This window comes from Aeromicrobium sp. SP1, assembly GCF_055663785.1.
The window spans coordinates 680,303-703,085 of the sequence record NZ_JBQVVK010000001.1 but is presented as its reverse complement, the minus strand read 5'-3'; the positions used below and the strand labels follow the sequence as shown (position 1 = coordinate 703,085).

The 22,783-nt window shown below is 70.5% G+C and carries 22 protein-coding genes; 4 read left to right on the top strand and 18 right to left on the bottom strand.

The genetic code is table 11. From position 1 onward, the window contains the following. The first annotated feature begins 18 nt into the window (after positions 1-18). Positions 19-639, top strand: coding sequence for a YitT family protein (locus tag ACT26F_RS03425; protein WP_471669085.1), 621 nt, complete (start codon positions 19-21; stop codon positions 637-639). Positions 640-641: 2 nt separating this feature from the next. On the opposite strand, the gene hisH is transcribed toward ACT26F_RS03425, so the two are convergent. From hisH to hisD, 4 genes are read right to left on the bottom strand one after another with little or no spacing between them, the layout of a single operon-like run. Continuing rightward, positions 642-1,277, bottom strand: a complete 636-nt coding sequence (gene hisH / locus ACT26F_RS03420) for an imidazole glycerol phosphate synthase subunit HisH (protein ID WP_471669084.1) — start codon at positions 1,275-1,277, stop codon at positions 642-644. Between the two features lie 2 nt (positions 1,278-1,279). Continuing rightward, complete coding sequence (hisB, locus tag ACT26F_RS03415; protein ID WP_471669083.1) at positions 1,280-1,888, bottom strand: imidazoleglycerol-phosphate dehydratase HisB; 609 nt, start codon at positions 1,886-1,888, stop codon at positions 1,280-1,282. Next, positions 1,885-2,964 carry a histidinol-phosphate transaminase gene (locus ACT26F_RS03410; RefSeq protein ID WP_471669082.1) on the bottom strand — a complete coding sequence of 360 codons (1,080 nt, stop codon included), beginning with the start codon at positions 2,962-2,964 and terminating at the stop codon, positions 1,885-1,887. The genes hisB and ACT26F_RS03410 overlap by 4 nt, the downstream gene beginning before the upstream one ends. Then, a complete protein-coding gene (hisD, locus tag ACT26F_RS03405; protein ID WP_471669081.1) occupies positions 2,961-4,259 on the bottom strand; it encodes a histidinol dehydrogenase in 1,299 nt (432 codons plus the stop codon). Before hisD ends, ACT26F_RS03410 begins: the two co-directional genes overlap by 4 nt. Positions 4,260-4,283: 24 nt before the next feature. Here hisD and ACT26F_RS03400 point away from each other — a divergent pair, with 24 nt between their 5' ends. Further along, on the top strand, positions 4,284-5,459 hold the full coding sequence (locus ACT26F_RS03400; RefSeq protein WP_471669080.1) for a benzoate/H(+) symporter BenE family transporter: 1,176 nt from the start codon (positions 4,284-4,286) through the stop codon (positions 5,457-5,459). A 9-nt stretch (positions 5,460-5,468) separates the two neighbouring features. Continuing rightward, positions 5,469-5,957: a Cys-tRNA(Pro) deacylase gene (ybaK, locus tag ACT26F_RS03395; protein ID WP_471669079.1), complete on the top strand. Its 489-nt coding sequence runs from the start codon at positions 5,469-5,471 to the stop codon at positions 5,955-5,957. On the opposite strand, the gene ACT26F_RS03390 is transcribed toward ybaK, so the two are convergent. The 8 genes from ACT26F_RS03390 to ACT26F_RS03355 all read right to left on the bottom strand — a co-directional run bounded on the left by ACT26F_RS03390 (position 5,935) and on the right by ACT26F_RS03355 (position 15,192). Then, complete coding sequence (locus ACT26F_RS03390; protein WP_471669078.1) at positions 5,935-6,453, bottom strand: hypothetical protein; 519 nt, start codon at positions 6,451-6,453, stop codon at positions 5,935-5,937. The genes ybaK and ACT26F_RS03390 overlap by 23 nt on opposite strands. After that, positions 6,450-9,989: a DNA polymerase III subunit alpha gene (gene dnaE / locus ACT26F_RS03385; protein WP_471669077.1), complete on the bottom strand. Its 3,540-nt coding sequence runs from the start codon at positions 9,987-9,989 to the stop codon at positions 6,450-6,452. Before dnaE ends, ACT26F_RS03390 begins: the two co-directional genes overlap by 4 nt. 124 nt (positions 9,990-10,113) lie before the next feature. After that, entirely contained in the window at positions 10,114-10,923 is an 810-nt protein-coding gene (locus ACT26F_RS03380; RefSeq protein WP_471669076.1) for an ABC transporter permease, read from the bottom strand. Then, positions 10,920-11,900 (bottom strand): ATP-binding cassette domain-containing protein, encoded by a 981-nt coding sequence (locus ACT26F_RS03375; RefSeq protein WP_471669075.1) that lies wholly within the window; start codon positions 11,898-11,900, stop codon positions 10,920-10,922. Before ACT26F_RS03375 ends, ACT26F_RS03380 begins: the two co-directional genes overlap by 4 nt. A gap of 44 nt (positions 11,901-11,944) precedes the next feature. Further along, positions 11,945-13,168 carry a pyridoxal phosphate-dependent aminotransferase gene (locus ACT26F_RS03370; RefSeq protein ID WP_471669074.1) on the bottom strand — a complete coding sequence of 408 codons (1,224 nt, stop codon included), beginning with the start codon at positions 13,166-13,168 and terminating at the stop codon, positions 11,945-11,947. 157 nt (positions 13,169-13,325) lie between these two features. Beyond that, on the bottom strand, positions 13,326-14,255 hold the full coding sequence (locus ACT26F_RS03365) for an RluA family pseudouridine synthase (RefSeq protein ID WP_471669073.1): 930 nt from the start codon (positions 14,253-14,255) through the stop codon (positions 13,326-13,328). Further along, a complete protein-coding gene (gene lspA / locus ACT26F_RS03360; RefSeq protein WP_471669072.1) occupies positions 14,252-14,785 on the bottom strand; it encodes a signal peptidase II in 534 nt (177 codons plus the stop codon). Before lspA ends, ACT26F_RS03365 begins: the two co-directional genes overlap by 4 nt. A gap of 5 nt (positions 14,786-14,790) precedes the next feature. After that, the gene (locus tag ACT26F_RS03355; protein ID WP_471669071.1) at positions 14,791-15,192 is read right to left on the bottom strand and encodes a TraR/DksA family transcriptional regulator; all 402 of its coding nucleotides are present in this window, start codon (positions 15,190-15,192) and stop codon (positions 14,791-14,793) included. Between the two features lie 61 nt (positions 15,193-15,253). Between ACT26F_RS03355 and ileS the strand changes: the two genes are divergently transcribed. Further along, positions 15,254-18,439: an isoleucine--tRNA ligase gene (gene ileS, locus ACT26F_RS03350; protein ID WP_471669070.1), complete on the top strand. Its 3,186-nt coding sequence runs from the start codon at positions 15,254-15,256 to the stop codon at positions 18,437-18,439. A gap of 90 nt (positions 18,440-18,529) precedes the next feature. Here the strand turns inward: ileS and ACT26F_RS03345 are convergent, their stop codons facing one another. The 6 genes from ACT26F_RS03345 to ftsZ all read right to left on the bottom strand — a co-directional run bounded on the left by ACT26F_RS03345 (position 18,530) and on the right by ftsZ (position 22,690). Continuing rightward, positions 18,530-19,252 (bottom strand): DivIVA domain-containing protein, encoded by a 723-nt coding sequence (locus ACT26F_RS03345; RefSeq protein WP_471669069.1) that lies wholly within the window; start codon positions 19,250-19,252, stop codon positions 18,530-18,532. Between the two features lie 108 nt (positions 19,253-19,360). Next, the gene (locus tag ACT26F_RS03340; protein WP_471669068.1) at positions 19,361-19,654 is read right to left on the bottom strand and encodes a YggT family protein; all 294 of its coding nucleotides are present in this window, start codon (positions 19,652-19,654) and stop codon (positions 19,361-19,363) included. Between the two features lie 6 nt (positions 19,655-19,660). Further along, the gene (locus ACT26F_RS03335) at positions 19,661-20,134 is read right to left on the bottom strand and encodes a cell division protein SepF (protein ID WP_471669067.1); all 474 of its coding nucleotides are present in this window, start codon (positions 20,132-20,134) and stop codon (positions 19,661-19,663) included. Positions 20,135-20,171: 37 nt separating this feature from the next. After that, positions 20,172-20,876 (bottom strand): YggS family pyridoxal phosphate-dependent enzyme, encoded by a 705-nt coding sequence (locus tag ACT26F_RS03330; protein ID WP_471669066.1) that lies wholly within the window; start codon positions 20,874-20,876, stop codon positions 20,172-20,174. After that, the gene (locus ACT26F_RS03325) at positions 20,873-21,571 is read right to left on the bottom strand and encodes a purine nucleoside phosphorylase YfiH/LACC1 family protein (RefSeq protein WP_471669065.1); all 699 of its coding nucleotides are present in this window, start codon (positions 21,569-21,571) and stop codon (positions 20,873-20,875) included. The genes ACT26F_RS03330 and ACT26F_RS03325 overlap by 4 nt, the downstream gene beginning before the upstream one ends. Before the next feature lie 3 nt (positions 21,572-21,574). Continuing rightward, positions 21,575-22,690, bottom strand: coding sequence for a cell division protein FtsZ (ftsZ, locus tag ACT26F_RS03320; protein ID WP_471669064.1), 1,116 nt, complete (start codon positions 22,688-22,690; stop codon positions 21,575-21,577). Between the last annotated feature and the right edge of the window lie 93 nt (positions 22,691-22,783).

The following is a 22,783-nucleotide window of genomic DNA, read 5'->3' as shown; positions in this document are numbered from 1 at the left end:
CCGTACTCTTGACGGGCCATGAGCGACACGAGCGAACCGACCACCATCACGCTGCCCCACACCCCGGCCGAGGACGTCCTGGGGGTGTTGACGGGCACGTGGCTCGCGTCGTTGGGACTGACGCTGCTGCACGAGGCCCATGCCGTCACGGGAGGCACGGCCGGCCTGTCGCTGCTCATCACGTACGCCGTGCCGTGGTCGCTCTCGCTCGTGCTGATCCTCGTGAACCTGCCGTTCTTCGCGCTCGCCCTGTGGAAGAAGGGCGCCGCGTTCACGGCCAAGTCGGTCGTCGCGGTGCTGCTCATGTCGGCGTTCACCGCGCTGCACACCCACCTGCTGCCGAACCCCGACCTCGATGCCGTCTACGGCGTCGTCACCGGCAACATCCTGGCCGGCGTCGGCATCCTGATCCTGTTCCGGCACGGCTCGAGCCTGGGCGGCTTCAGCGTCCTGGCGCTCATCGCGCAGGAGCGGGCCGGACTGCGCGCGGGCTACGTGCAGATGGCGCTCGACATCCTCGTCGTGCTGGCGGCGCTGCTCGTCGTGCCCGTCTCGAACGTCGCGCTCTCGGCCGTGGGGGCCGTGATCCTCAACGTCATCCTGGCCTTCAACCACCGGCCCGAGCGCTACCGCGCCTGACCTCAGGCGAGCGTCGCGATCCAGTTCTCGAGCAGGCGGCGGCCCGCGTCGCCGGACTTCTCGGGGTGGAACTGGGTGGCCCACAGCGGGCCGTTCTCGACGGCCGAGACGAAGCGGTCGCCGCCGTACCCGGTCCACGTGACCCCGGGCGCGCGGAAGGCCGTGCCCGTCGGGTCGAGCTGCCACTGGCGCACCCCGTAGGAGTGGACGAAGTAGAACCGCTCGTCCTCGATCCCGGCGAACATCGTCGAGTCCCGGGGCGCCTCGACGGTGTTCCAGCCCATGTGCGGGACGATCGGCGCCTGCAGCCGCTCGACCGTGCCCGGCCACTCGCCGCAGCCGCGCGTGCGGACCCCGTGCTCGATGCCCTCGCCGAACAGGATCTGCATGCCGACGCAAATGCCCAGGACCGGACGACCCGCGATGAGCCGCCGCTCGACGATGCGCTCGCCACCGACGGACTGCAACCCGCGCATGCAGGCCTCGTACGCCCCCACGCCGGGCACGAGTAGGCCGTCGGCCAGCTCGGCGACGGAGGCGTCGGAGGTCAGGACGACCTCGGCCCCGGCGCGCTCGACCGCGCGCATGGCCGAGCGGAGATTGCCGGATCCGTAGTCGAGGACCGCGACCGTGCTCATGGTCAGAGTGCGCCCTTGGTCGACGGGATGCCCGTCTCTCGCGGGTCGGCCTCGACGGCCGTGCGCAGCGCCCGCGCGAGCGCCTTGAACTGGCACTCGGCGATGTGGTGCGGATCGCGGCCTGCAATGAGGGTCATGTGCATCGTGATCCCGGCGTGGTGCGCGATCGACTCGAAGACGTGCGAGGTCAGCGAGCCGATGTACGAGCCGCCGATGATCGCCGTGATCTGGCGCTCGGGCTCGCCGGTGTGCACGAAGTACGGACGTCCGGAGACGTCGACGACGCACGTCGCGATGGCCTCGTCAAGCGGGATCGTGGCGGTGCCGTAGCGACGGATGCCGGACTTGTCGCCGAGCGCCTCGGAGATCGCCTCGCCGATGCAGATCGCGGTGTCCTCGACGGTGTGGTGCGCGTCGATGTGCAGGTCACCCTCGGACCGCACCGTGAGGTCGATGAGCGAGTGCCGACCCAGGGCGGTCAGCATGTGGTCGTAGAAGCCCACGCCCGTGCTGATGTCGGTGCGCCCCGTGCCGTCGAGGTCGACCTCGACGACCACGTGCGACTCGGAGGTCTTCCGCTCGATCCGTGCCGTCCTGCCAGTACCGCTCATCGGGGGTCCACCTCCGTCAGTGCCGCGTGGAACGCCTGCATCTCCTCGGGGGTGCCGATCGACACCCTCAGCCAGCCGGCGGGCCCGACCTCGCGGATCAGGACACCTTGGCCGACCAAACCCTCCCACACCGCGTGCCGATCGGCGAAATGCCCGAACAGCACGAAGTTCGCGTCGGACGCGGCGACGTCGTACCCGCGGTCGATGAGCCACGCCGCCGTCTCGTCCCGCGTCGTACGCAGCGCGTCGACCTGCGCCAGCAGTTCGTCGGTGTGCCGCAGTGCGCCCAGCGCCGTCGCCTGCGAGACCGAGGACAGGTGGTACGGCAGCCGCACGATCCGCAGGGCGTCGACGATCGCGGCGTCGGCGGCGAGGTAGCCGAGTCGGCCGCCGGCGAGGGCGAAGGCCTTGCTCATGGTGCGCGTGACGATGAGCCTCGGGTTCGCGTCGAGCAGCTCCAGTGCGGTCGGCGTGCCGGCGCGACGGAACTCCGCGTAGGCCTCGTCCACCACGACGATGCCCGGTGCGACCGCCAGGACGGCCTGCAGCTCGTGCGGCGCCAGGGCGGTGCCGGTGGGGTTGTTCGGCGAGGTCAGGAAGACGACGTCGGGCCGCTCGGCCTCGATCAGCGCCACCGCGGCGGGCACGTCGATCGCGAAGTCCTCCTGACGCCGGCCGGCCACCCACCGGGTGTGCGTGTTGCGGGCGTACTCGGGGTACATCGAGTACGTCGGCGCGAACGACAGCGCGGTGCGACCGGGCCCACCGAACGCCTGCAGGATCTGCTGCATGACCTCGTTCGAGCCGTTCGCGGCCCACACCCGCTGGGCCGTCAGGCCGTGGCCCAGGTACGCGGCCAGGCCCTCACGCAGGGCCCACGCCTCGCGGTCGGGGTAGCGGTTGAGCTCGAGCGCCGCGACGCGCACGCCCTCGGCGATGTCGGCCGCCGCCTCGGCGCTCGGTCCGTAGGGGTTCTCGTTCGTGTTGAGGCGCACCGGCACGTCGATCTGGGGCGCGCCGTAGGGCTCGTCGTCGCGCAGCTCGTCACGGATCGGCACCCACGCCGGCAGGCTCACCGCGCCCGCTCCAGACGCGCCGTCACGGCGGCACCGTGCGACGGCAGGTCCTCGGCCTCGGCGAGCGTGACCACCTTCGGGCCGACCTCGCGCAGCGCGGCCTCCGAGTAGGTCACGACGTGCATGTTCTTGACGAAGGCGCGCACCGACAGGCCCGAGGAGTGGCACGCGCAGCCGGCGGTCGGCAGCACGTGGTTCGAGCCGGCGGCGTAGTCGCCCAGCGAGACCGGAGCGAACGAGCCGACGAACACGGCGCCCGCGTTGACGATCCGCTCCGCCACCGCGGCGGCGTCGACGGTCTGGATCTCGAGGTGCTCGGCGGCGTAGGCGTTCGCGACGTCGACCGCCTGGTCGAGGTCGCGCACGAGCACCGTCGCCGACTGGGTGCCCGCGAGCGAGGTGCGGATCCGCTCCTCGTGCTTCGCGGTGGGCACCTGGCGCGCGAGCTCGGCGTCGACCGCGTCGGCGAGCTCGACCGAGTCGGTGACGAGGACGCCGGCCGCGAGCGGGTCGTGCTCGGCCTGGCTGATCAGGTCGGCCGCGACGAACTCGGGGTCCGCGGTCGCGTCGGCGACGATCGCGATCTCGGTGGGGCCGGCCTCGGCGTCGATCGCGACGACACCCTGCAGGTGCCGCTTCGCGGCGGCCACGAAGATGTTGCCCGGACCCGTGACGAGGTTGACCGCCTCGTTCTCCTGCGTGCCGTACGCGAGCATCGCGAGGGCCTGTGCGCCGCCGGCGGCGTAGACCTCGTCGATGCCCAGTCGCGCGCACGCGGCGAGGATCGTCGGGTGCGGCAGTCCGCCGAACTCCGCCTGCGGCGGGCTCGCCAGGGCGATCCCCGGCACGCCGGCGACCTGCGCCGGGACGGCGTTCATGACCACGGTGCTGACGAGCGGCGCCAGCCCGCCCGGCACGTAGAGCCCGACGCGCTGCATCGGCACGATCCGCCGCTGCACCGTGGCGCCGGTGGCGACGTCGACCCCGATCGTGTGCTCGAGCTCGGCCTCGCACGTCGCGCGCAGCCGCGCGATCGACTCGTCGAGGGCCTCGAGCACGGCCGGGTCGACCTCGGCGAGAGCCTTCGCCAGGGCCTCCGCCGGGACGCGCAGCCGCTCGGGGCGGATCCCGTCGAACCGCTCCCCCGCGTCGAGCACGGCGTCGGCCCCTCGATCGCGCACGTCGTCGCAGATCGGGACGACGGCCGCGAGGGCATGCTCGACGTCGACCTCGGCACGCGGCACCGCGTCGCGGTAGCCTCCGGTCTGGTCACGAAGATCGAGTCGTCGAAGCACGGGCCAAGTCTAGGAGGCGGTCAGGTGAGCTCCGCGCCCACGTGGCAGCAGCCGGTCGTCGCCGGGGTGGTCACCGCCCTCGTCGGCTTCACGTCGTCGTTCGCGGTCGTCCTGGCGGGACTGCGCGCCGTCGGTGCCTCCGAGGACCAGGCGGCGAGCGGGCTGCTGGCGCTGACCGTCGTGTTCGGCCTGCTGATCATCGTCCTGGCGTGGGTGCACCGGGTGCCGGTGACGCTCGCGTGGTCGACCCCGGGAGCCGCCCTGCTCGTCTCGACCGGAGCGGTCGACGGTGGCTGGGCCGCCGCCGTGGGCGCGTTCGTCGTGACCGGGCTCCTGCTCGCGCTGATCGGCGTCGTGCCCGTGCTGGGCGACCTCGTGGCCCGCATCCCCACCGAGATCGCGCAGGCGATGCTGGCCGGGATCCTGCTGCAGCTGTGCCTGGCGCCGTTCGTCGCGGCGGCCCACTCGCCCGGATACGTCGTCCCGGTCATCGTCGCGTGGCTGGCCGCCCTGCGGTTCCGGCCGCGATGGGCCGTGCCGTTCGCGCTCCTGGTGGCGATCGCGGCGATCCTCGTGGCCACGGCCCGCTCGGGCACCTCGATCGACCCGGCCGACTTCGTGCCGCACCTGACGTGGACCACGCCGGGTTGGACGTGGTCGGCGCTGGTCGGCATCGCCGTGCCCCTGACCGTCGTCACGATGGCCTCCCAGAACCTGCCCGGCGCCGCGGTGCTGCGCAGCTTCGGCTTCGAGACCCCGTGGCGGTCCTCGATCGTCGCCACTGGTCTGGGCACGGCCGCGGTCGCACCGTTCGGCGGCCATGCGATGAACCTCGCGGCGCTGTCGGCGGCGCTCGCCGCCGGGGACGAGGCCGGCCCGCGCGAGCGGCGCTGGGTCGCCGCGGTCTCGGCGGGCTTCGGCTACCTCGTGATCGCCGGCGCCGCGGGGCTCGTCGTGACGCTGTCCGCGGTCGCACCGCCGGGAATCATCGAGACGGTCGCCGGGCTCGCCCTGATCGCTGCGCTCGTCGGCTCGCTCGAGGGCGCCTTCGCCGAGCCGCGTCACCGCACGAGCGCGGGACTGACCTTCCTGCTGGCCGCCTCCGGTGTCACCCTGTGGTCCGTCGGCGCGGCCTTCTGGGCGCTGCTGCTCGGGCTGGCGGTGCGTGCGACGGTCGAGCGGCGGACTCCGCTGGGCTAGCCTCGGCGCGTGGCGAAGAAGCACGGCGGGGACGCGACCCCGGCGCTCGTGGCCCTGCATCGGGCCGGCGTGCCGGTCACGGCGCACCCGTACGACCACGACCCGCGGGCCGAGTCGTACGGCCTCGAGGCCGCCGAGGCGCTGGGCCTGGAGCCCGAGCGCGTGTTCAAGACCCTCATGATCGACGTCGACGGACGGCTGGCAGTCGCAGTGGTGCCCGTGTCGTGCAGCCTCGACCTGAAGAAGGCCGCCGCCGCGCTCGGCGGGAAGAAGGCCGCCATGGCCGATCCCACGGCAGCCCAGCGGGCGACGGGCTACGTGCTCGGTGGGATCAGCCCGTTCGGCCAGAAGCGCGCCCATCCGACCGTCGTCGACGTCAGCGCCGCCGCGCACCGGACGGTGTTCGTCTCGGGCGGGCGGCGGGGACTGGACATCGAGGTCTCGCCCACCGACCTGGTGGCCCAGACCCGCGCCGTCACGGCTGCGATCGCTCGGTGACCTCGTCGGCCCACAGGTCGTCCGGCTCGTCATGGGTGCCGTCCGGCCCCATGTAGAGCGACAGCGTGTAGCCCAGGACAGCGGCGAACGGCCACACCAGGAACGGCACGATCGTGTCCACCACGAACTGCGCGGGCACGAGGTCGCCGACCGCCGCGTCGGTCACGGAGCCCGGCTCGGGCGGCCCGAGCCAGATCCCGAGCTGCCAGCACAGCAGGGCCGCCGCCGACGACGCTGCGGTCAGCCCCACGACCGTCTGCCACCGGCTGGGCCGACCCAGTCGCTCGACGACGAATCCCGACACGAGGCCCACGACGAACCCGATCAGGGTGAACACCGCGATGACCTGGAACTGGCCCGTCGCCCGGTCCTCGGTCAGGATCAGGCCGTTCTGCGTCACGAGCCACTGCGACGGCTCGCCGAGCCACCACCACACGAGTGCTGCCGGGATGCCCGTGGCGACGACGCCCAGGAGCAGCTTCGGGACCCGGCTCATGACAGGCACCCCGGTCCCAGCAGCTCCTTCAGGTCAGCGAACAGCGCCGACGTCGACGACACCCGCAATCCCTGGTCGAGGCGCATCGTCGTGGTCTTGCCGTTGCCCGACAGCCGCAGGTGCACCTCGGTGACTCCCGGATGCGAGCCGAGCACCTGCTTGAACGCGTTGATCGTGTCGAGCGTGCAGCGTGAGGTCGCGAGGCTGACGACGAGCGGGGTGTCGGCCCGGCCCTGGCCGAGGTTCGGCAACGACACCTCGTTGGCGGACAGGTCCATGCCCTCGTCGTTGCGCCGCACCCGCACCTTCGCGACGACGATCGCGTCCTGGGTCAGCACCGTGGCGGCCAGGTTGTAGGCCGCCGGGAACACCGCGACGTCGACCGAGCCGTCGAGGTCCTCCAGCGTGATCGTGGCCCACGTGTCGCCCTTCTTGCTCATCCGGCGCTGGACGTTCGTGACGAGTCCGCACAGCCGCACGACGTCGCCGTCGGGCCGGTCGCCGTCGAGCAGGGCCCCGATCGTCGAGTCGGCGTTCGCCGACAGGACGTGCTCGAGCCCGCCGAGCGGGTGGTCCGAGACGTACAGGCCGAGCATGTCGCGCTCGAACGCGAGCTTCTGGGCCTTCTCCCACTCCGGCAGGTCGGGCACCGTGACGCCCATGCCGGTGTAGTCGTCCTCGAAGGCCCCGAACAGGGAGTCCTGCCCGATCGCCGCGTTGCGCTTGAGGTCGATGTACTGGTCGACCGACTCCTCGGCGATCGTCGCGAGCGCGCGTCGGCCGTGGCCGAGCGAGTCGAACGCCCCGGACTTCACGAGCGAGTCGAGCACGCGCTTGTTGCAGACCTGGGTGGGCACCTTGTCGAGGAAGTCGCCGAAGTCGGTGTAGGCGCCCTTCTCCTCGCGCGCCTCGACGATCCCGCCGACGACGTTGTCGCCGACGTTGCGCACGGCGGTCAGGCCGAAGCGGATGTCCTCGCCGACCGAGGCGAAGTTGGCGACCGAGTCGTTGACGTCCGGCGGCAGCACCTTGATGCCGAGCCGGCGGCACTCGGCCAGGTAGAGGGCGGACTTGTCCTTGTCGCCCTTGACGCTCGTGAGCAGGGCGGCCATGTACTCGGCCGGGTAGTGGGCCTTGAGGTAGGCCGTCCAGTAGCTGATGACGCCGTAGGCGGCCGAGTGCGCCTTGTTGAAGGCGTAGTCGGCGAACGGGACGAGGATCTCCCACAGGGTCTTGATCGCAACCTTGGAGTAGCCGCGCTCGAGCATGCCGCCCTCGAAGCCGACGAACTCCTGCTCGAGCACCTCGCGCTTCTTCTTGCCCATCGCGCGCCGCAGGTTGTCGGCCTGGCCGAGCGTGAACCCGGCCAGCTCCTGGGCGATCGTCATGACCTGCTCCTGGTACACGATCAGGCCGTAGGTCGTGCCGAGGACGGGCTTGAGTGCCTCGGTCAGCTCGGGGTGGATGTAGTCGATCTCCTGGCGGCCGTTCTTGCGCTTGGCGTAGTTCGTGTGGCTGTCGGCGCCCATCGGACCGGGCCGGTACAGCGCGATGACGGCGCTGATGTCCTCGAAGTTGTCCGGCTGCATCTGCTTGAGCAGCTGGCGGATCGGCGGGGAGTCCAACTGGAACACGCCGAGGGTGTCACCGCGGCCCAGCAGCGCGTACGCCTCCGGATCGTCGAACGTCAGGTCCTCCAGCACGAGGTCGACACCACGGTTGGCCTTGATGTTGAGCAGCGTGTCGTCGAGGACCGTGAGGTTGCGCAGACCCAGAAAGTCCATCTTGACCAGCCCGAGCGCCTCGCACATCGGGTAGTCGAACTGCGTGATGACCGAGCCGTCGGCCTCGCGCTTCATGATCGGCACGATGTCGATCAACGGGTCGCTGCTCATGATCACGCCGGCGGCGTGGACGCCCCAGTTGCGGATCTGGCCCTCGAGGCCCAGCGCGATGTCGTACACCTTGCGCACGTCGGGATCCTGGCCGTGCAGCTCGCGGAAGTCCTTGCCGTCGTTGTAGCGAGCGTTCGACTCGTCGAACAGCTTCGACAGCGGCACGCCCTTGCCCATCACGTCGGCCGGCAGGGCCTTGGTGATCTTGTCGCCCATCGCGAACGGGTAGTCCAGGATCCGGCTGGCGTCCTTGACCGCTGCCTTGGCCTTGAGCCGACCGAACGTGGCGATCTGGGCGACCCGGTCCGAGCCGTACTTGCGGGTGACGTACTGGATGACCTCACCGCGGCGACGCTCGTCGAAGTCGATGTCGAAGTCGGGCATCGAGGGGCGCTCGGGGTTGAGGAAGCGCTCGAAGATCAGGCCGTTCTGCAGCGGGCACAGATCGGTGATCCGCAGCGCGTACGCCGCGATCGAGCCGGCGCCCGAGCCGCGGCCGGGGCCGACGCGGATGCCGTTGTCCTTGGACCAGCCGATGAAGTCGGCGACCACGAGGTAGTAGCCGCAGTAGCCCTTCTGCGCGATGACCTCGAGCTCCATCTCGGTGCGATTGCGCACCTCGTCGGAGAAGTCGTCGCCGTAGCGGGCCTTGATGCCGTTCCAGACCTCGGTGCGGAACCAGGACTCCTCGGTCTCGCCCGCGGGGATGTCGGCGCGCGCCATGTACCCGCCGGTGGACTCGGAGAAGTCGATCTCGCAGCGCTCGGCGATCAGCAGCGTGTTGTCGCACGCCTCCTTCATGCCGTGCTTGTCCTCCCACAGCGAGCGCATCTCGGCGGCGGACTTGATGTAGTACCCGCCGCCGTCGAAGCGCAGGCGCTTCTCGTCGCTGATCCGCTTGCCCGACGCGACGCACACGAGCGCGTCGTGGGCGGCTGCGTCGTTGGCGTGCGTGTAGTGCGAGTCGTTCGTGGCCACGGGCGGGATGCCCAGCTCGCGGCCCAGCCGCAGCAGGTCCTCGCGGGTGCGCCGCTCGACCGAGATGTCGTGGTCCATCAACTCGAGGAAGAAGTTCTCCTTGCCGAAGATCTCCTGCAGCTCGGCGGCCTCGCGGCGCGCCTCCTCGTACTGGCCCAGGCGCAGCCGCGTCTGGACCGCGCCCGATGGGCAGCCGGTCGTGGCGATGAGTCCGGCGGAGTACTGCTCGAGCAGCTCGCGGTCGGCCCGCGGCTTGTAGTAGTACCCCTCGAGGCTCGACAGCGACGACAGCCGGAACAGGTTGTGCATGCCCTCGGTCGACGAGGCCCACATCGTCATGTGCGTGTAGGCGCCGCCGCCCGCGACGTCGTCGCCACCCTCCTCCGCGGCGTTGCCGCGGCCCCAGCGCACGCGCTTCTTCTCGCTGCGGTGCGTGCCGGGCGTGAGGTAGGCCTCCAGGCCGATGATCGGCTTGACGCCGTGCTGGCCGGCCTTCTTCCAGAAGTCGTAGGCACCGTGCACGTTGCCGTGGTCGGTCATCGCGATGGCCGGCATCCCCAGCTCGGCGGTGCGCTCGAACAGCCCGCCCAGCAGGGAGTGACCGTCGAGCATCGAGTACTCCGTGTGGACGTGCAGGTGCACGAAGCTCGAATCACTCGGCATGGGTCTGTGGGCCTCCGCAAGACAGGACGAACAAGCCCTCGGACGAGGGCACGGGGTGGGGAAGGACTCCAGACTACGTGAGCCCTCCGACGGTTATCGCAGGCGCGCCCGAAGCGCGGATCGGCTACTTCAGGCTGGCCCGCTGGTAGCGCCGCACGGACAACGGGACGAACACCACGAGGATGATCACGATCCAGATCAGCGAGTAGGGCACGGGGTGCTGCAGGCTCCACGCGTCGGGCGGCTCGTACCCGGCCGGCAGATTCCCGAACAGGTCGCGGACGGCCTGCGTGACCGCCGAGACGGGGTTCCACTCGACGAACGGCTGCAGGAACGCCGGGAAGGTCTCGGCCGGCACGAACGCGTTCGAGACGAACGTCAGCGGCATGATGACGATGAACGACGCGTTGTTGATGACGTCGACGCTCGGCACGATCAGACCGATCCACACCATCACCCAGCTGATCGCGTAGGCGAAGGCCAACAGCAGCAGGAACGCCGCCAGCATCCTGACGATGCCGTGGTGGGCGCGCCAGCCGACGAGCAGCCCGGTGAGCGCCATGATGATGAGCGACAGCACGTTGTAGACGACGTCGCTGCCCGTCCGACCGACCACGACCGCGGAGCGCGCCATCGGCAGCGAGCGGAACCGGTCGATGAAGCCCTTCTGCATGTCCTCGGCCATCGCCGCACCGGAGTACGTCGCCCCGAACACGACGGTCTGCACGAAGATGCCGCCGACGAGGAACTCCTTGTAGTCCAGGCCAGGCCCGGCATCGATCGCGCCGCCGAAGACGTACGCGAACAGCAGCACGAACATGATCGGCGAGACCAGGACGAACACCATGATCTCGGGAACCCGCTTGATCTTGATCAGGTTGCGCCTCGCGACGACCCAGCCGTCGGTGGCGGTGCGTGCCAGTCCCATGCTCATGACGCGACCTCCTCGTGGTCGGTGCCGGTTCCGTCGGCCTCACGACCCGTGAGCGTCAGGAACACGTCGTCGAGCGTGGGCCGGCGCAGGCCCACGTCGAGGACCTCGATGCGGGCATCGCGCAGTCCGGCGAGCACCTGCATGAGCTGGTCGGCCCCCGAGCCGACGACCGCCGCCGACACCGTGCGCTCACGACGGTTGACCTCGCCCTTGGCGACCGGCTCGAGCAGGTCGCCCGCCTCGGCGGCGCGCGCCGGATCGGCGACGACGACCTCGATGCGCTCGCCGCCGACCTGCGACTTCAGGTGGTCGGCGGTGCCCTCGGCGATCGCCCTGCCGTGGTCGATCACGATGATGTTGTCGGCGAGGAGGTCGGCCTCCTCGAGGTACTGCGTCGTGAGCAGCACCGTGCCGCCGGAGGAGACCAGGTCGGCGATCACGTCCCACATCTGCTGGCGGCTGCGCGGGTCGAGGCCCGTGGTCGGCTCGTCGAGCACGATCACCGGTGGCTCGGCCACGAGCGCACCGGCGAGGTCGAGCCGGCGGCGCATGCCGCCCGAGTAGGTCTTCGACGGCCGGTCCGCGGCGTCGGCGAGCCCGAATCGCTCGAGCAGTTCGCGCGCGCGGGCACCGGCCTGTTTCGCCCGCATCCCGTAGAGCCGACCCACCATCTCGAGGTTCTCGTAGCCGGTGAGGTACTCGTCGACGGCCGCGTACTGGCCCGACAGCCCGATCCGCCGGCGCACGCCGTCGGGATCGGCCAGGACGTCGACGCCGGCGACCGTGGCCTCGCCCGCATCGGGACGCAGCAGCGTCGTGAGGATCCGCACCGCGGTGGTCTTGCCCGCGCCGTTCGGTCCCAGCAGGCCGAGCACGGTGCCCTCGGGCACGGTGAGGTCGAGTCCGGCCAGCGCCTCGACGTCTCCGTATCGCTTGACCAGGCCCCGGGCCCGGATCATCGGTTCCGTGGTTTCCATGCGATCCACCCTCACATGCGGGTCCGACGGTTTCGAGCCGGCGATCAGCCCTGGCGATAGCCGGACAGGAAGTTGCCCATCCGCTGGATCGCCTCGGCCAGATCACGCGACCATGGCAGGGTCACGATCCGTACGTGGTCAGGGTCGGGCCAGTTGAAGCCGGTCCCCTGCGTCAGCAGGATCTTCTCGCTCATCAGCAGGTCCAGCACGAACTGCTGGTCGTCCTTGATCGGGTAGACCTCGGGATCGAACCGAGGGAAGGCGTAGAGCGCGCCTCGCGGCTGGACCACGCTCACGCCGGGGATCTTGCGCAGCTCCGAGACGGCGGTGTCGCGCTGCTCGACCAGCCGTCCGCCGGGCAGGATCAGCTCCTTGATCGACTGGTAGCCGCCGAGCGCCACCTGGATCGCGTTCTGCGCGGGGACGTTGGGACAGAGGCGCATCGAGGCCAGCAGCGTGATGCCCTCGAGGTAGTCGCCGGCGCGCTCGAGCGGACCGGTGACGACGAGCCAGGCGGCCCGGTAGCCGCAGACCCGGTACGCCTTGGACAGCCCGTTGAACGTCAGCGTCAGCACATCGGGCGCGACGCTCGCGAGCGGGACGTGGACGGCGTCGTCGTAGAGGATCTTGTCGTAGATCTCGTCGGCCATCAGGACGAGGTCGTGCTTGCGCGCCAGATCGGCCATCGCGACCAGGGTCTCGCGGCTGTAGACCGCGCCCGTCGGGTTGTTCGGGTTGATCACGACGATCGCGCGGGTGCGGTCGGTGATCTTGCTCTCGAGGTCGGCCAGATCGGGGTTCCAGTCGTTCTCCTCGTCGCACAGGTAGTGCACGGGCCGGCCGCCGGCGAGATTCGTCACCGCCGTCCACAGCGGGTAGTCCGGCGCGGGGATCAGCACCTCGTCGCCGTTGTTGATGAGGGCCTGCAGCGCGATCTGGATGAGCTCCGAGACGCCGTTGCCGAGCCACACGTCGTCGATGTCGATCGCCGGGAAGCCCTCCTGCAGCTGGTAGTGGTGCACGACGGCCCGGCGCGCGGACTGGATCCCGCGCGAGTCGGAGTAGCCCTGGGACGTGGGCAGCCCGGCGATCACGTCCTGCAGGATCTCGGCGGGCGCGTCGAAGCCGAACGGCTGGGGGTTGCCGATGTTGAGCTTGAGGATCCGGTGCCCCTCGGACTCCAGCTGGGCGGCTCGCGCGCTGACGGGGCCGCGGATGTCGTACAGGACATCCCTCAACTTCTCCGACTGGCGCACGAGTTCCGACATGCCCTCCATTGTGGCAGCGCCCTCGGGGTTGCCGGACGAGGCCAACCGGTCCAATCACCGACAGGTGGCCACCGCGGACCGCTGGGCGTGACGTTCGAGGGGCGAATTCGGCGATTTCACCTCTCGAACGTCACTGCCAGCGGTCCTCTCGGGACGGTCAGTCGAGGTCGCGGACGATGTCGAGCGCGCGCTGGAGGTCGGCGGGGTACGGGCTCTCGAACTCGACCCACTCGCCCGACGTCGGGTGGTCGAAGCCGAGCTTCACGGCGTGCAGCCACTGGCGGTCGAGGCCGACCTTCTTCGCCAGGACGGGGTCGGCGCCGTAGAGCGGGTCGCCGACGCAGGGGTGCTTGATCGCGGCCATGTGGACGCGGATCTGGTGGGTGCGCCCGGTCTCGAGCTTGATCGTCAGCAGCGAGGCGAACCGATGGGCCTCGAGCGTGTCGTAGTGCGTGATGCTGGCCCGGCCGTCGGCGCGCACCGTGAACTTGAAGTCGTGCTTGGGATGACGCGCGATCGGCGCGTCGATCGTGCCGGTGTGCGGGTCGGGGTGTCCCTGCACGAGCGAGTGGTAGGTCTTCTCGACCGTGCGGTCTCGGAACGCCTGCTTCAGCACCGTGTACGCGCGCTCGGACTTCGTCACGACCATGAGTCCGCTCGTGCCGACGTCGAGCCGCTGGACGATTCCCTGCCGCTCCGGAGCACCCGACGTGGAGATCCGGACGCCGACGCCGGCGAGGTGGCCCGACACGGTCGGTCCGTCCCAGCCCACGCCGGGGTGCGCGGCGACGCCGACCGGCTTGTCGACGACCACGATGTCGTCGTCCTCGAACACGATCGACATGCCCTCGACCTCGGTCGGCACGACGACAGCCCGGCGCGGCGAAGGGATCGTCGCCTCCAGCAGGGCCCCGGACTCGACCCGCTCGGACTTGATCGGCTGCACCCCGTCGAGCAGCACGTGGCCCTCGGCGACGAGGTCTCCTGCCCGCGTCCGCGAGACCCCGAACAGCCGCGCGAGGGCCACGTCGACCCGTTCGCCGGCGAGCCCCTCGGGCACGTACACGCTCCTGTGGTCCTCGCTCATGACTTCTCCTCCCGGGTCCCGTCGAAACGGTAGCCCTGCCACGAGCGCACGACGATCACGACCGCCGCGAGCGTCAGCGCGATGTCCGCGACATTGCCGACGAAGAAGCCCGCATAGTCGATGAAGTCCACGACGTGGCCGCGCAGGAAGCCCGGCTCGCGGAACAGCCGATCGATCAGGTTGCCGACCGCACCGCCGAGGAACAGGCCCAGCCCGATCGCCCACCACGGGTCGCGCAGGCGCCGCGCGACGATGAGCAGCGTGACCGTGACGGCGATCGCGATGAGGCTCAGCACGATCGTGTAGCCGGCACCGGTACCCAGTGCGGCACCCGGATTCAGCACGAATCGCAGGCTGAGCAGGTCGCCGGCGAGCGCGATCGGGTCATCGCCGTCGAGACGGCTCACGGCCCACCACTTGCTCAGTTGGTCGATGGCCACGACGCCCACGGCGACCGCCGCGAACAGACCGAGACGACGGCGACCGACGGGGCCGGAGGGGTCGGAATCAGGTTCCGTGGAGGATGTCACGGTCCTCAGCGACGCTCCTCGCGGCGCTTGCAGTCCATGCACAGCGTCGCGCGGGGGAACGCCATGAGGCGCATCTTGCCGATGGCCTCGCCGCACACCTCGCACACGCCGTAGCTGCCGTCCTCGAGGCGACCGAGCGCCTTCTCGGTCTGCAGCAGCAGCTCGCGCTGGTTCGCCGCCAACGACATCTCCGCATCGCGCTCGAGGCTGTTCGAGCCGACGTCGGCCTGATCGTTGCCGGCACCGTCCACGCCGCCGGCGAGGAGGTCGTGCAGATCCTTGGCCGAGATGTCGAGTTCGGCACGCAGCCGCTCGAGGTCCTCGGTGAGCTCGTCGCGGACGGACTTGGCCTCGGCGGCGGTCCAGGGCTTCTCGTCCGCGCGGACGGCGAACGTGGTCTTGGGCATGCCCGGGACAGTAGACCGACCGCGGAGCCGGTGCAAGTCGGCCCACCGTAGAATCGACCGAGTGAGTCAGGACGCCTCGAACGCCCCCGTTTCCACCCTTGCAGGACAGGGTGATCAGCCACTCGGCTACCGACAGGTCCCCGCGCACGTGGACCTGCCCGCGATGGAGCGCGAGATCCTCGACCTGTGGGCCGAGCAGGGGACGTTCGCCGCGTCGCTGGACACCCCCGACGACGCCCCGCGCTGGACCTTCTACGAGGGGCCGCCGACCGCGAACGGCACGCCCGGCACCCACCATGTCGAGGCCCGCGTCTTCAAGGACATCTTCCCGCGCTTCCGCACGATGCAGGGCTACCACGTCGACCGCAAGGCGGGCTGGGACTGCCACGGCCTGCCGGTCGAGATCGCGGTCGAGAAGGAGCTGGGCTTCAACGGCAAGCCCGACATCGAGGCCTACGGCATCGCCGAGTTCAACGCGAAGTGCCGCGAGTCCGTCCTGCGCAACGTCGACCTCTTCGAGGAGATGACCGAGCGGATGGGCTACTGGACCGACATGGCCCATCCCTACCGCACGATGGATGCCCCCTACGTCGAGAGCGTCTGGTGGGCCTTGGCGCAGATCCACGGCAAGGGCCTGCTCGTCGAGGACTACCGCGTCGCGCCCTACTGCCCGCGGTGCGGCACGACCCTGTCCGACCACGAGCTCGCGCAGGGCTACGAGACCGTCACCGATCCGTCGGTGTACGTCCGGTTCCCGCTGACGTCGGGTCCGTGGCAGGGCGTCGACCTGCTGGTCTGGACCACGACGCCGTGGACCCTCGTGTCCAACACGGCCGTCGCGGTGCACCCCGACGTCACGTACGCCCTGGCCTCGAAGGACGGGGAGCGCCTCGTGGTCGCCGAGCCGCTCGTCGCGAAGGCGCTCGGCGAGGGCTGGGAGGTCGACGAGACGGTCACCGGTCGCGACATGGAGCGTTGGGCGTACCGCCGCCCGTTCGAGCTCGTCGAGATCCCGGACTCCCACTTCGTCGTCCTGGGCGAGTACGTCACGACCGAGGACGGCACGGGCCTGGTGCACCAGTCCCCCGCGTTCGGCGCCGACGACATGACGGTCTGCAAGGCCTACGGGCTGCCCGTCGTCAACCCGATCACGACCGACGGCCACTTCGGCGACGACGTGCCCCTCGTGGGCGGCGCGTTCTTCAAGGACGCCGACGCGACGCTCGTCGACGACCTGCGCTCGCGCGGGCTGCTGTTCGCGAAGCTCGACTACGAGCACAGCTACCCGCACTGCTGGCGCTGCCACACGCCGCTCATGTACTTCGCCCTGCCTGCGTGGTACATCCGCACGACGGCGCGCAAGGACGAGCTGCTCGCGCAGAACGAGCAGACCAACTGGTTCCCGGGCACGATCAAGCACGGCCGCTACGGCGACTGGCTCGAGAACAACATCGACTGGTCGCTGTCGCGCAACCGCTTCTGGGGCACGCCGCTGCCGATCTGGCGCAACGACGTCGATCCGGCGAAGGTCGTGTGCGTCGAGTCGCTCGCGCACCTGTCCGAGCTGACCGGCACGGACCAGTCCGACCTCGACCCGCACCGTCCGTACATCGACGACGTGACCTTCACGATCGACGGCGAGCCGGGCACGTACCGCCGCGTCCCGGAGGTCATCGACGCGTGGTTCGACTCCGGCTCGATGCCGTTCGCGCAGTGGGGCTACCCCCATGCCGAGGGCTCGGCCGAGAAGTTCGAGCAGGCCTACCCGGCGCAGTACATCTGCGAGGCGATCGACCAGACCCGTGGCTGGTTCTACTCCCTCATGGCCGTCGGCACGCTCGTGTTCGACCGTTCCAGCTACGAGAACGTCGTCTGCCTGGGCCACATCCTGGCCGAGGACGGCCGCAAGATGAGCAAGCACCTGGGCAACATCCTGCTGCCCATGCCGCTCATGGACGAGCACGGCGCCGACGCGCTGCGCTGGTTCATGGCCTGCTCCGGCTCACCGTGGTCGGCCCGCCGCATCGGTCACAACGTGCTGACCGAGATCGTGCGCAAGGTGCTCCTGACGTACTGGAACACGGCCGCCTTCCACGTCCTCTACGCCCGCGCCGAGGGCTGGAGCCCGGCGACCGGCGAGATCCCGCCCGTCGCCGAGCGGTCGGTGCTCGACCGGTGGCTGCTCTCGCAGACGCAGCTCCTCGTGCGCGACGTGACCGATGCCTTCGAGACGTTCGACACCCAGCGCGCCGGCAGCGTTCTGGCGACGTTCGTCGACGACCTCTCGAACTGGTACGTGCGCCGGTCGCGCAAGCGCTTCTGGCGCGGTGACGCCGCGGCGTTCGCCACCCTGCACGAGGTGCTCGACGTCGTCACGCGACTCCTCGCGCCGCTCGTGCCGTTCATCGCCGAGCGCGTGTGGCAGGACGTCATCGTGCCGGTCACGCCCGACGCCGCCGCCTCCGTGCACCTGGCGTCGTGGCCGACGGCCGACGCATCGCTCGTCGTCGACGGCCTCGCGACGCGCGTCGACCTGGCCCGTCGCGTCACCGAGCTCGGCCGGGCCGCCCGTGCCGAGGCGAAGGTCCGCACGCGCCAGCCGCTGCGCCGCGCCCTGATCGGCTCGGCCCATCACGACCAACTGGGTGAGGACCTGCGCGCCGAGGTGTGCGAGGAGCTGAACATCGCCTCGCTGGGCTCGTTGGTCGACGCCGGCTCCGATGTCGTCGAGTTCTCCGCCAAGGCCAACTTCCGCAATCTCGGCAAGCGGTACGGCAAGCAGACACCCACGGTCGCCCAGGCGATCGCGGCGACGGACGCCGCAGAGCTCGCCGCGAGGCTCGAGAGCGACGGCCGGGCCGTCGTCACCGGTGACGCAGGCGCCACGTGGGAGGTCGAGCCCGACGACGTGATCGTGACCGAGCGCCCGAGCGAGGGCTGGTCGGTCGTCAACGAGCAGGGCGAGACCGTCGCGCTCGACCTCGCGATCGACGACGACCTGCGTCGCGCGGGTCTGGCCCGCGAGGCCGTCCGGGTCATCCAGGAGGCGCGCAAGACCTCCGGTCTGGAGATCACCGACAGGATCACGCTGACCTGGTCGGCCGACGGCGAGACCGCCGACGCCCTGCGCGAGCACGCCACCTCGATCGCCGAGGAGGTGCTGGCCCGGTCGTTCGACGAGGGTGACGTGGCCGGCGATCTCGGCGACCCGGAGCTGGGCCTGCGGATCGCGCTCCAGCGCGCCTGAGTCGCACCCGCGCGGCATCCCCGCGCAGACGCGACGGCGCCCGGACCCCCTGAGGGGACCGGGCGCCGTCGTCGACTCAGGCCACGCGAGTCACTCGCCGGAGTTGCCTCCGTCGAGCGCGGAGCCGCCACCCTGCGGGGCGACCGGGCTGCTGCCCTCCAGCTGCGCGAGCTGGTCCTGGAAGTACGCCTTCAGGCGGGCGCGGTACTCGCGCTCGTAGGCACGCAGGTGATCGATCTCGCCCTGCAGCTCCTGACGCTCTCGCTCGAGGTTGGAGATCGTCTCCTTGCGGCGCTGCTCGGTCTCGACGTCGAGCTGCTCGGCGCGCTTGCGCGACTCGTACTGCAGCGTGTCGGCGTTGCGACGGGCCTCGGCGGACAGCTTCTCGGCCTCGACGCGGGCGTCGGCCAGGATTCCGTCGGCCTCGCCCTTGGCGGCGTCCATGAGCTGGTCGGCGTTCGCCGACGCGATCTCGAGCAGGCGGGCGGCGGCAGCCGACACCTCACCGGACGAGGTGACCTTGATCTCCTGCGGGGCGGCGGGCTCGACGGCCTTGACCGGCTCGGGCGCCTTGACCGGCTCGGGCTTGGGCGCCTCGGCGACCGGGGCGGGCTTGGGAGCCTTCTTGGCCTCCTCCAGCGCGGACTCGAGCTCGGCGACCTTGGCCTTCAGCTCGGTGTTCTCGTTCGCGAGGCGTTCGAACTCGACCTCGACCTCGTCGAGGAACTGCTCCACCTCACCCATGTCGTAGCCGTCGCGCAAGCGGACGGCAGTGAATTGCTTGTCACGAATGTCCTGGGGCGTGAGCGCCATCTGGTCACCTCTGCGTTGAGTCGTGTCAGTTGAGAAAGCTGCGGGCCGTCGTCAACGGTACCGGTTCATCCTATGCGCCCGCCAAGCGCCTGCGTGGGCAAGTCGGTCCTATCGCAGAAAGATCACCACGACGAGTGACTGTGCGATGAACAGCCCCAACAGCAACACCATGGCCGAAAGGTCGAGCATCACGCCGCCCAGCCGGATCGGCGGGATGGCCCGACGGAGCAGGCGAAGGGGCGGGTCCGTGACGCTGAAGACGAGCTCGCAGAGCACCGCGACGAAGCCCCGCGGCTGCCATCGCCGGGCCAGCAACTGGACCCAGTCGATGACGAAACGGGCGATGACGAAGATGATCGCGAGGTACAGCAGGTCGTACAGGATCGTGCCGACGATCGTCACACGCGCTCAGCTCTGGTTGTAGAAACCGCCGGCGGCAAGCGTCGCCCGGTCCTCGTCCGATACCTGCACGCCCTCGGGCGACAGCAGGAAGACCTTCGCCGTGACCCGGTTGATCGTGCCGTGCACGGCGAAGACGAGGCCTGCGGCGAAGTCGACGAGGCGCTTGGCGTCGTCGTCCCCGATGTCGGACAGGTTCATGATGACCGGGACGCCGGCACGGAACGACTCGCCGATCGTGCGGGCGTCGTTGTACGTGCGCGGGGTGACCGTCTCGATGCGGGCGAGGTCGGCGACCGACAGGCCAGCCTGACGGCGGTCGTCGAGTGCCGTCACGGTCCGCTGAGGGCTCGCGGCGGCGACCGGACGGACAGCGGTCGCAGCACGCACCGGCTGTTCCGGCTCGTACTCGAGCGCGTCGTCGTACTCGGCCTGCTCGACGAGTCCGAGGTACTCGCCCATCCTGCGCATTGCGCCAGCCATGCTCACTCCCGGTGGTCAGATCTTGACGTTGTCGACACTACTGCAGTCCCAGGCGTTGCCCGAGCACCGAACGACCCACACGCAGGTGTGTCGCTCCGTGCCTGATCGCCGCCTCGAAGTCATCACTCATCCCGGCCGAGATCGCCGTCGCCGCCGGGGCGATCCGGGTCAGCTCGGCGCTCAGCTCGCGCAGCCGCGCGAAGCTCGGCTCGGGGTCCTGGCCCAGCGGGGCCACGGTCATGAGGCCGCCGAGCACGAGGTGCGGGCAGTCCTCGAGCACGAGCTCGGCCAGCGGCAGCACCTCGGCGACCGGCACGCCCGCCCGGCCCGGGTCGGAGGTGTCGAAGTCGACCTGGATGAGGCACTCGAGTGTGCGTCCGGCGGCCTCGGCACCACGATCGAGCGAGCGCGCGAGCTTCGCCCGATCGACGCTCTGCACGACATCGGCGTAGCGGGCCACCACACCGGCCTTGTTGGTCTGCAGTCCCCCGACGAAGTGCCAGCGCACGTGCGCGCCGAGCGCGAGTGCCTCGTCATGCTTGTCCCCCGCCTCGGGGTGCCGGTTCTCGCCGACGTCGGTGACGCCGAGTCGGGCGAGCAGCGCCACGTCGGACGCGGGGTGGGTCTTCGTGACCACGATCAGGCGGACCTCGCCGCGGTCGCGTCCCGCCTCGTCGCAGGCGGCGGCGATCCGCTCCTCGACGTCGGCGAGGTTGGCCGCCAGCTCCTGTTCGCGGTTCATCGCGGTGCCTCGTGCAGCACGACGACGGCACCGAAGCGGCCGGCCGCCTCACCCTGGCGGCGGTGCGACCAGAAGCGGTCGTCCTCGATCGTGCAGCCACCGAGGTCGTGCACGACGACGTCCGCGCGCGCGAGTTGCGCGGCGACACCGGCGCCGATGTCCAGGCTCGGCGTGCCCCACGTCGTGGTCGAGCGGCTGGCCGGTTCGATCGCGGCGACCTCGTCGGCCAGGTCCTGCGGCACCTCGTAGCAGCCGCCGCAGGCTCTCGGGCCGATCCACGCCTCGAGCCGGTCGGCTCCGCGCTCACGCAATGCGGCGACCGCCGCCGGGACCACCCCGGCGGCCATGCCGACGCGCCCCGCATGCACGACCGCGGCCAGGGGTCGCTCGGCGTCGACGAGGACGATGGGGGTGCAGTCGGCCACCCGGACGATGGCCGCGACGCCGGTCCGGTCGAGGACGAGCGCATCGGCCTCGGGTGCCGCTGCCTCGGGATCGGCGAGCGCGACCGTCGCGCCGTGCACCTGACGCATGAGCGCCGGCCGGGCGCCGCCGAGCGCTGCGGTCGCCACGGGGACGCCCGGTGCGGCACCGCTCTCGCCCAGCGGCCCGCGGCCGAGATCGGTCCGCGCGTCGGTGAAGCCGAACTCGGCCCGGCCGAGCCCGCCGCGGAACCAGAACGGAGCGGCGGTCACGGCTCAGCGCAGGAAGTCGGGGATGTCCAGCCCGTCGCCGAACTCCTGACCGGAGGGCTGGCCGACCGGCACGGGCTCGCTGACCACGGGCTGCTCGGTCGTGGCAGCGGGCTGGGCCGGGGACTCCGCGGGCTCGCGGCGCAGGGCCGGCTGGGCCGTGTCGCGCTGCTTCGGCTCACCACCGTCGAAGCCGGCGGCGATGACCGTGATGCGAACCTCGTCGCCGAGCGAGTCGTCGATGACGGTGCCGAAGATGATCTTGGCGTCCTCGTGGACCGCCTCCTGCACCAGCTCGGCGGCCTCGTTGATCTCGAACAGGCCGAGGTCGGAACCGCCCGCGATCGACAGCAGCACGCCACGGGCACCCTCGATGGAGGCCTCGAGCAGCGGGCTGGAGACGGCGAGCTCGGCCGCCGTGGCCGCACGGTGCTCACCGCGCGCCGAGCCGATGCCCATGAGGGCCGAGCCGGCATCGCTCATGATCGACTTGACGTCGGCGAAGTCGACGTTGATCAGACCGGGCGTGGTGATGAGCTCGGAGATGCCCGAGACGCCCTGGTAGAGGACCTGGTCGGCCTGGCGGAAGGCGTCGAGCAAGCTGATGCTCTGGTCGCTGATCGAGAGCAGTCGGTCGTTCGGGATGACGATGAGGGTGTCGACCTCCTCGCGCAGCCGCTGCACGCCGACGTCGGCCTGCGCGGCGCGGTTGCGGCCCTCGAACTTGAACGGCCGGGTCACGACGCCGATCGTCAGGGCACCGAGCGAGCGCGCGATGCGCGCGACGACGGGAGCGCCGCCGGTGCCGGTGCCGCCTCCCTCGCCCGCGGTGACGAAGACCATGTCGGCGCCCTTGAGGGCCGCCTCGATCTCCTCCGCGTGGTCCTCGGACGCCTTCTTGCCGATCTCGGGGTCCGCGCCGGCGCCGAGGCCGCGCGTCGAGTCCCGGCCGACGTCGAGCTTGACGTCCGCGTCGGTCATGAGGAGCGCCTGTGCATCGGTGTTGATCGCGATGAACTCCACGCCCTTGAGTCCGGCTTCGATCATGCGGTTCACGGCGTTGACGCCACCGCCGCCGATGCCGACGACCTTGATCACCGCAAGGTAGTTCTGGACCGCCATGTCGTCTTCCCTTCAACCTTAACCTTCAACTGGAGGCTTATAGTTATGTCAACCTCCTCGATGTGAACGACAGTAGGCGCGACGGCCGATCGA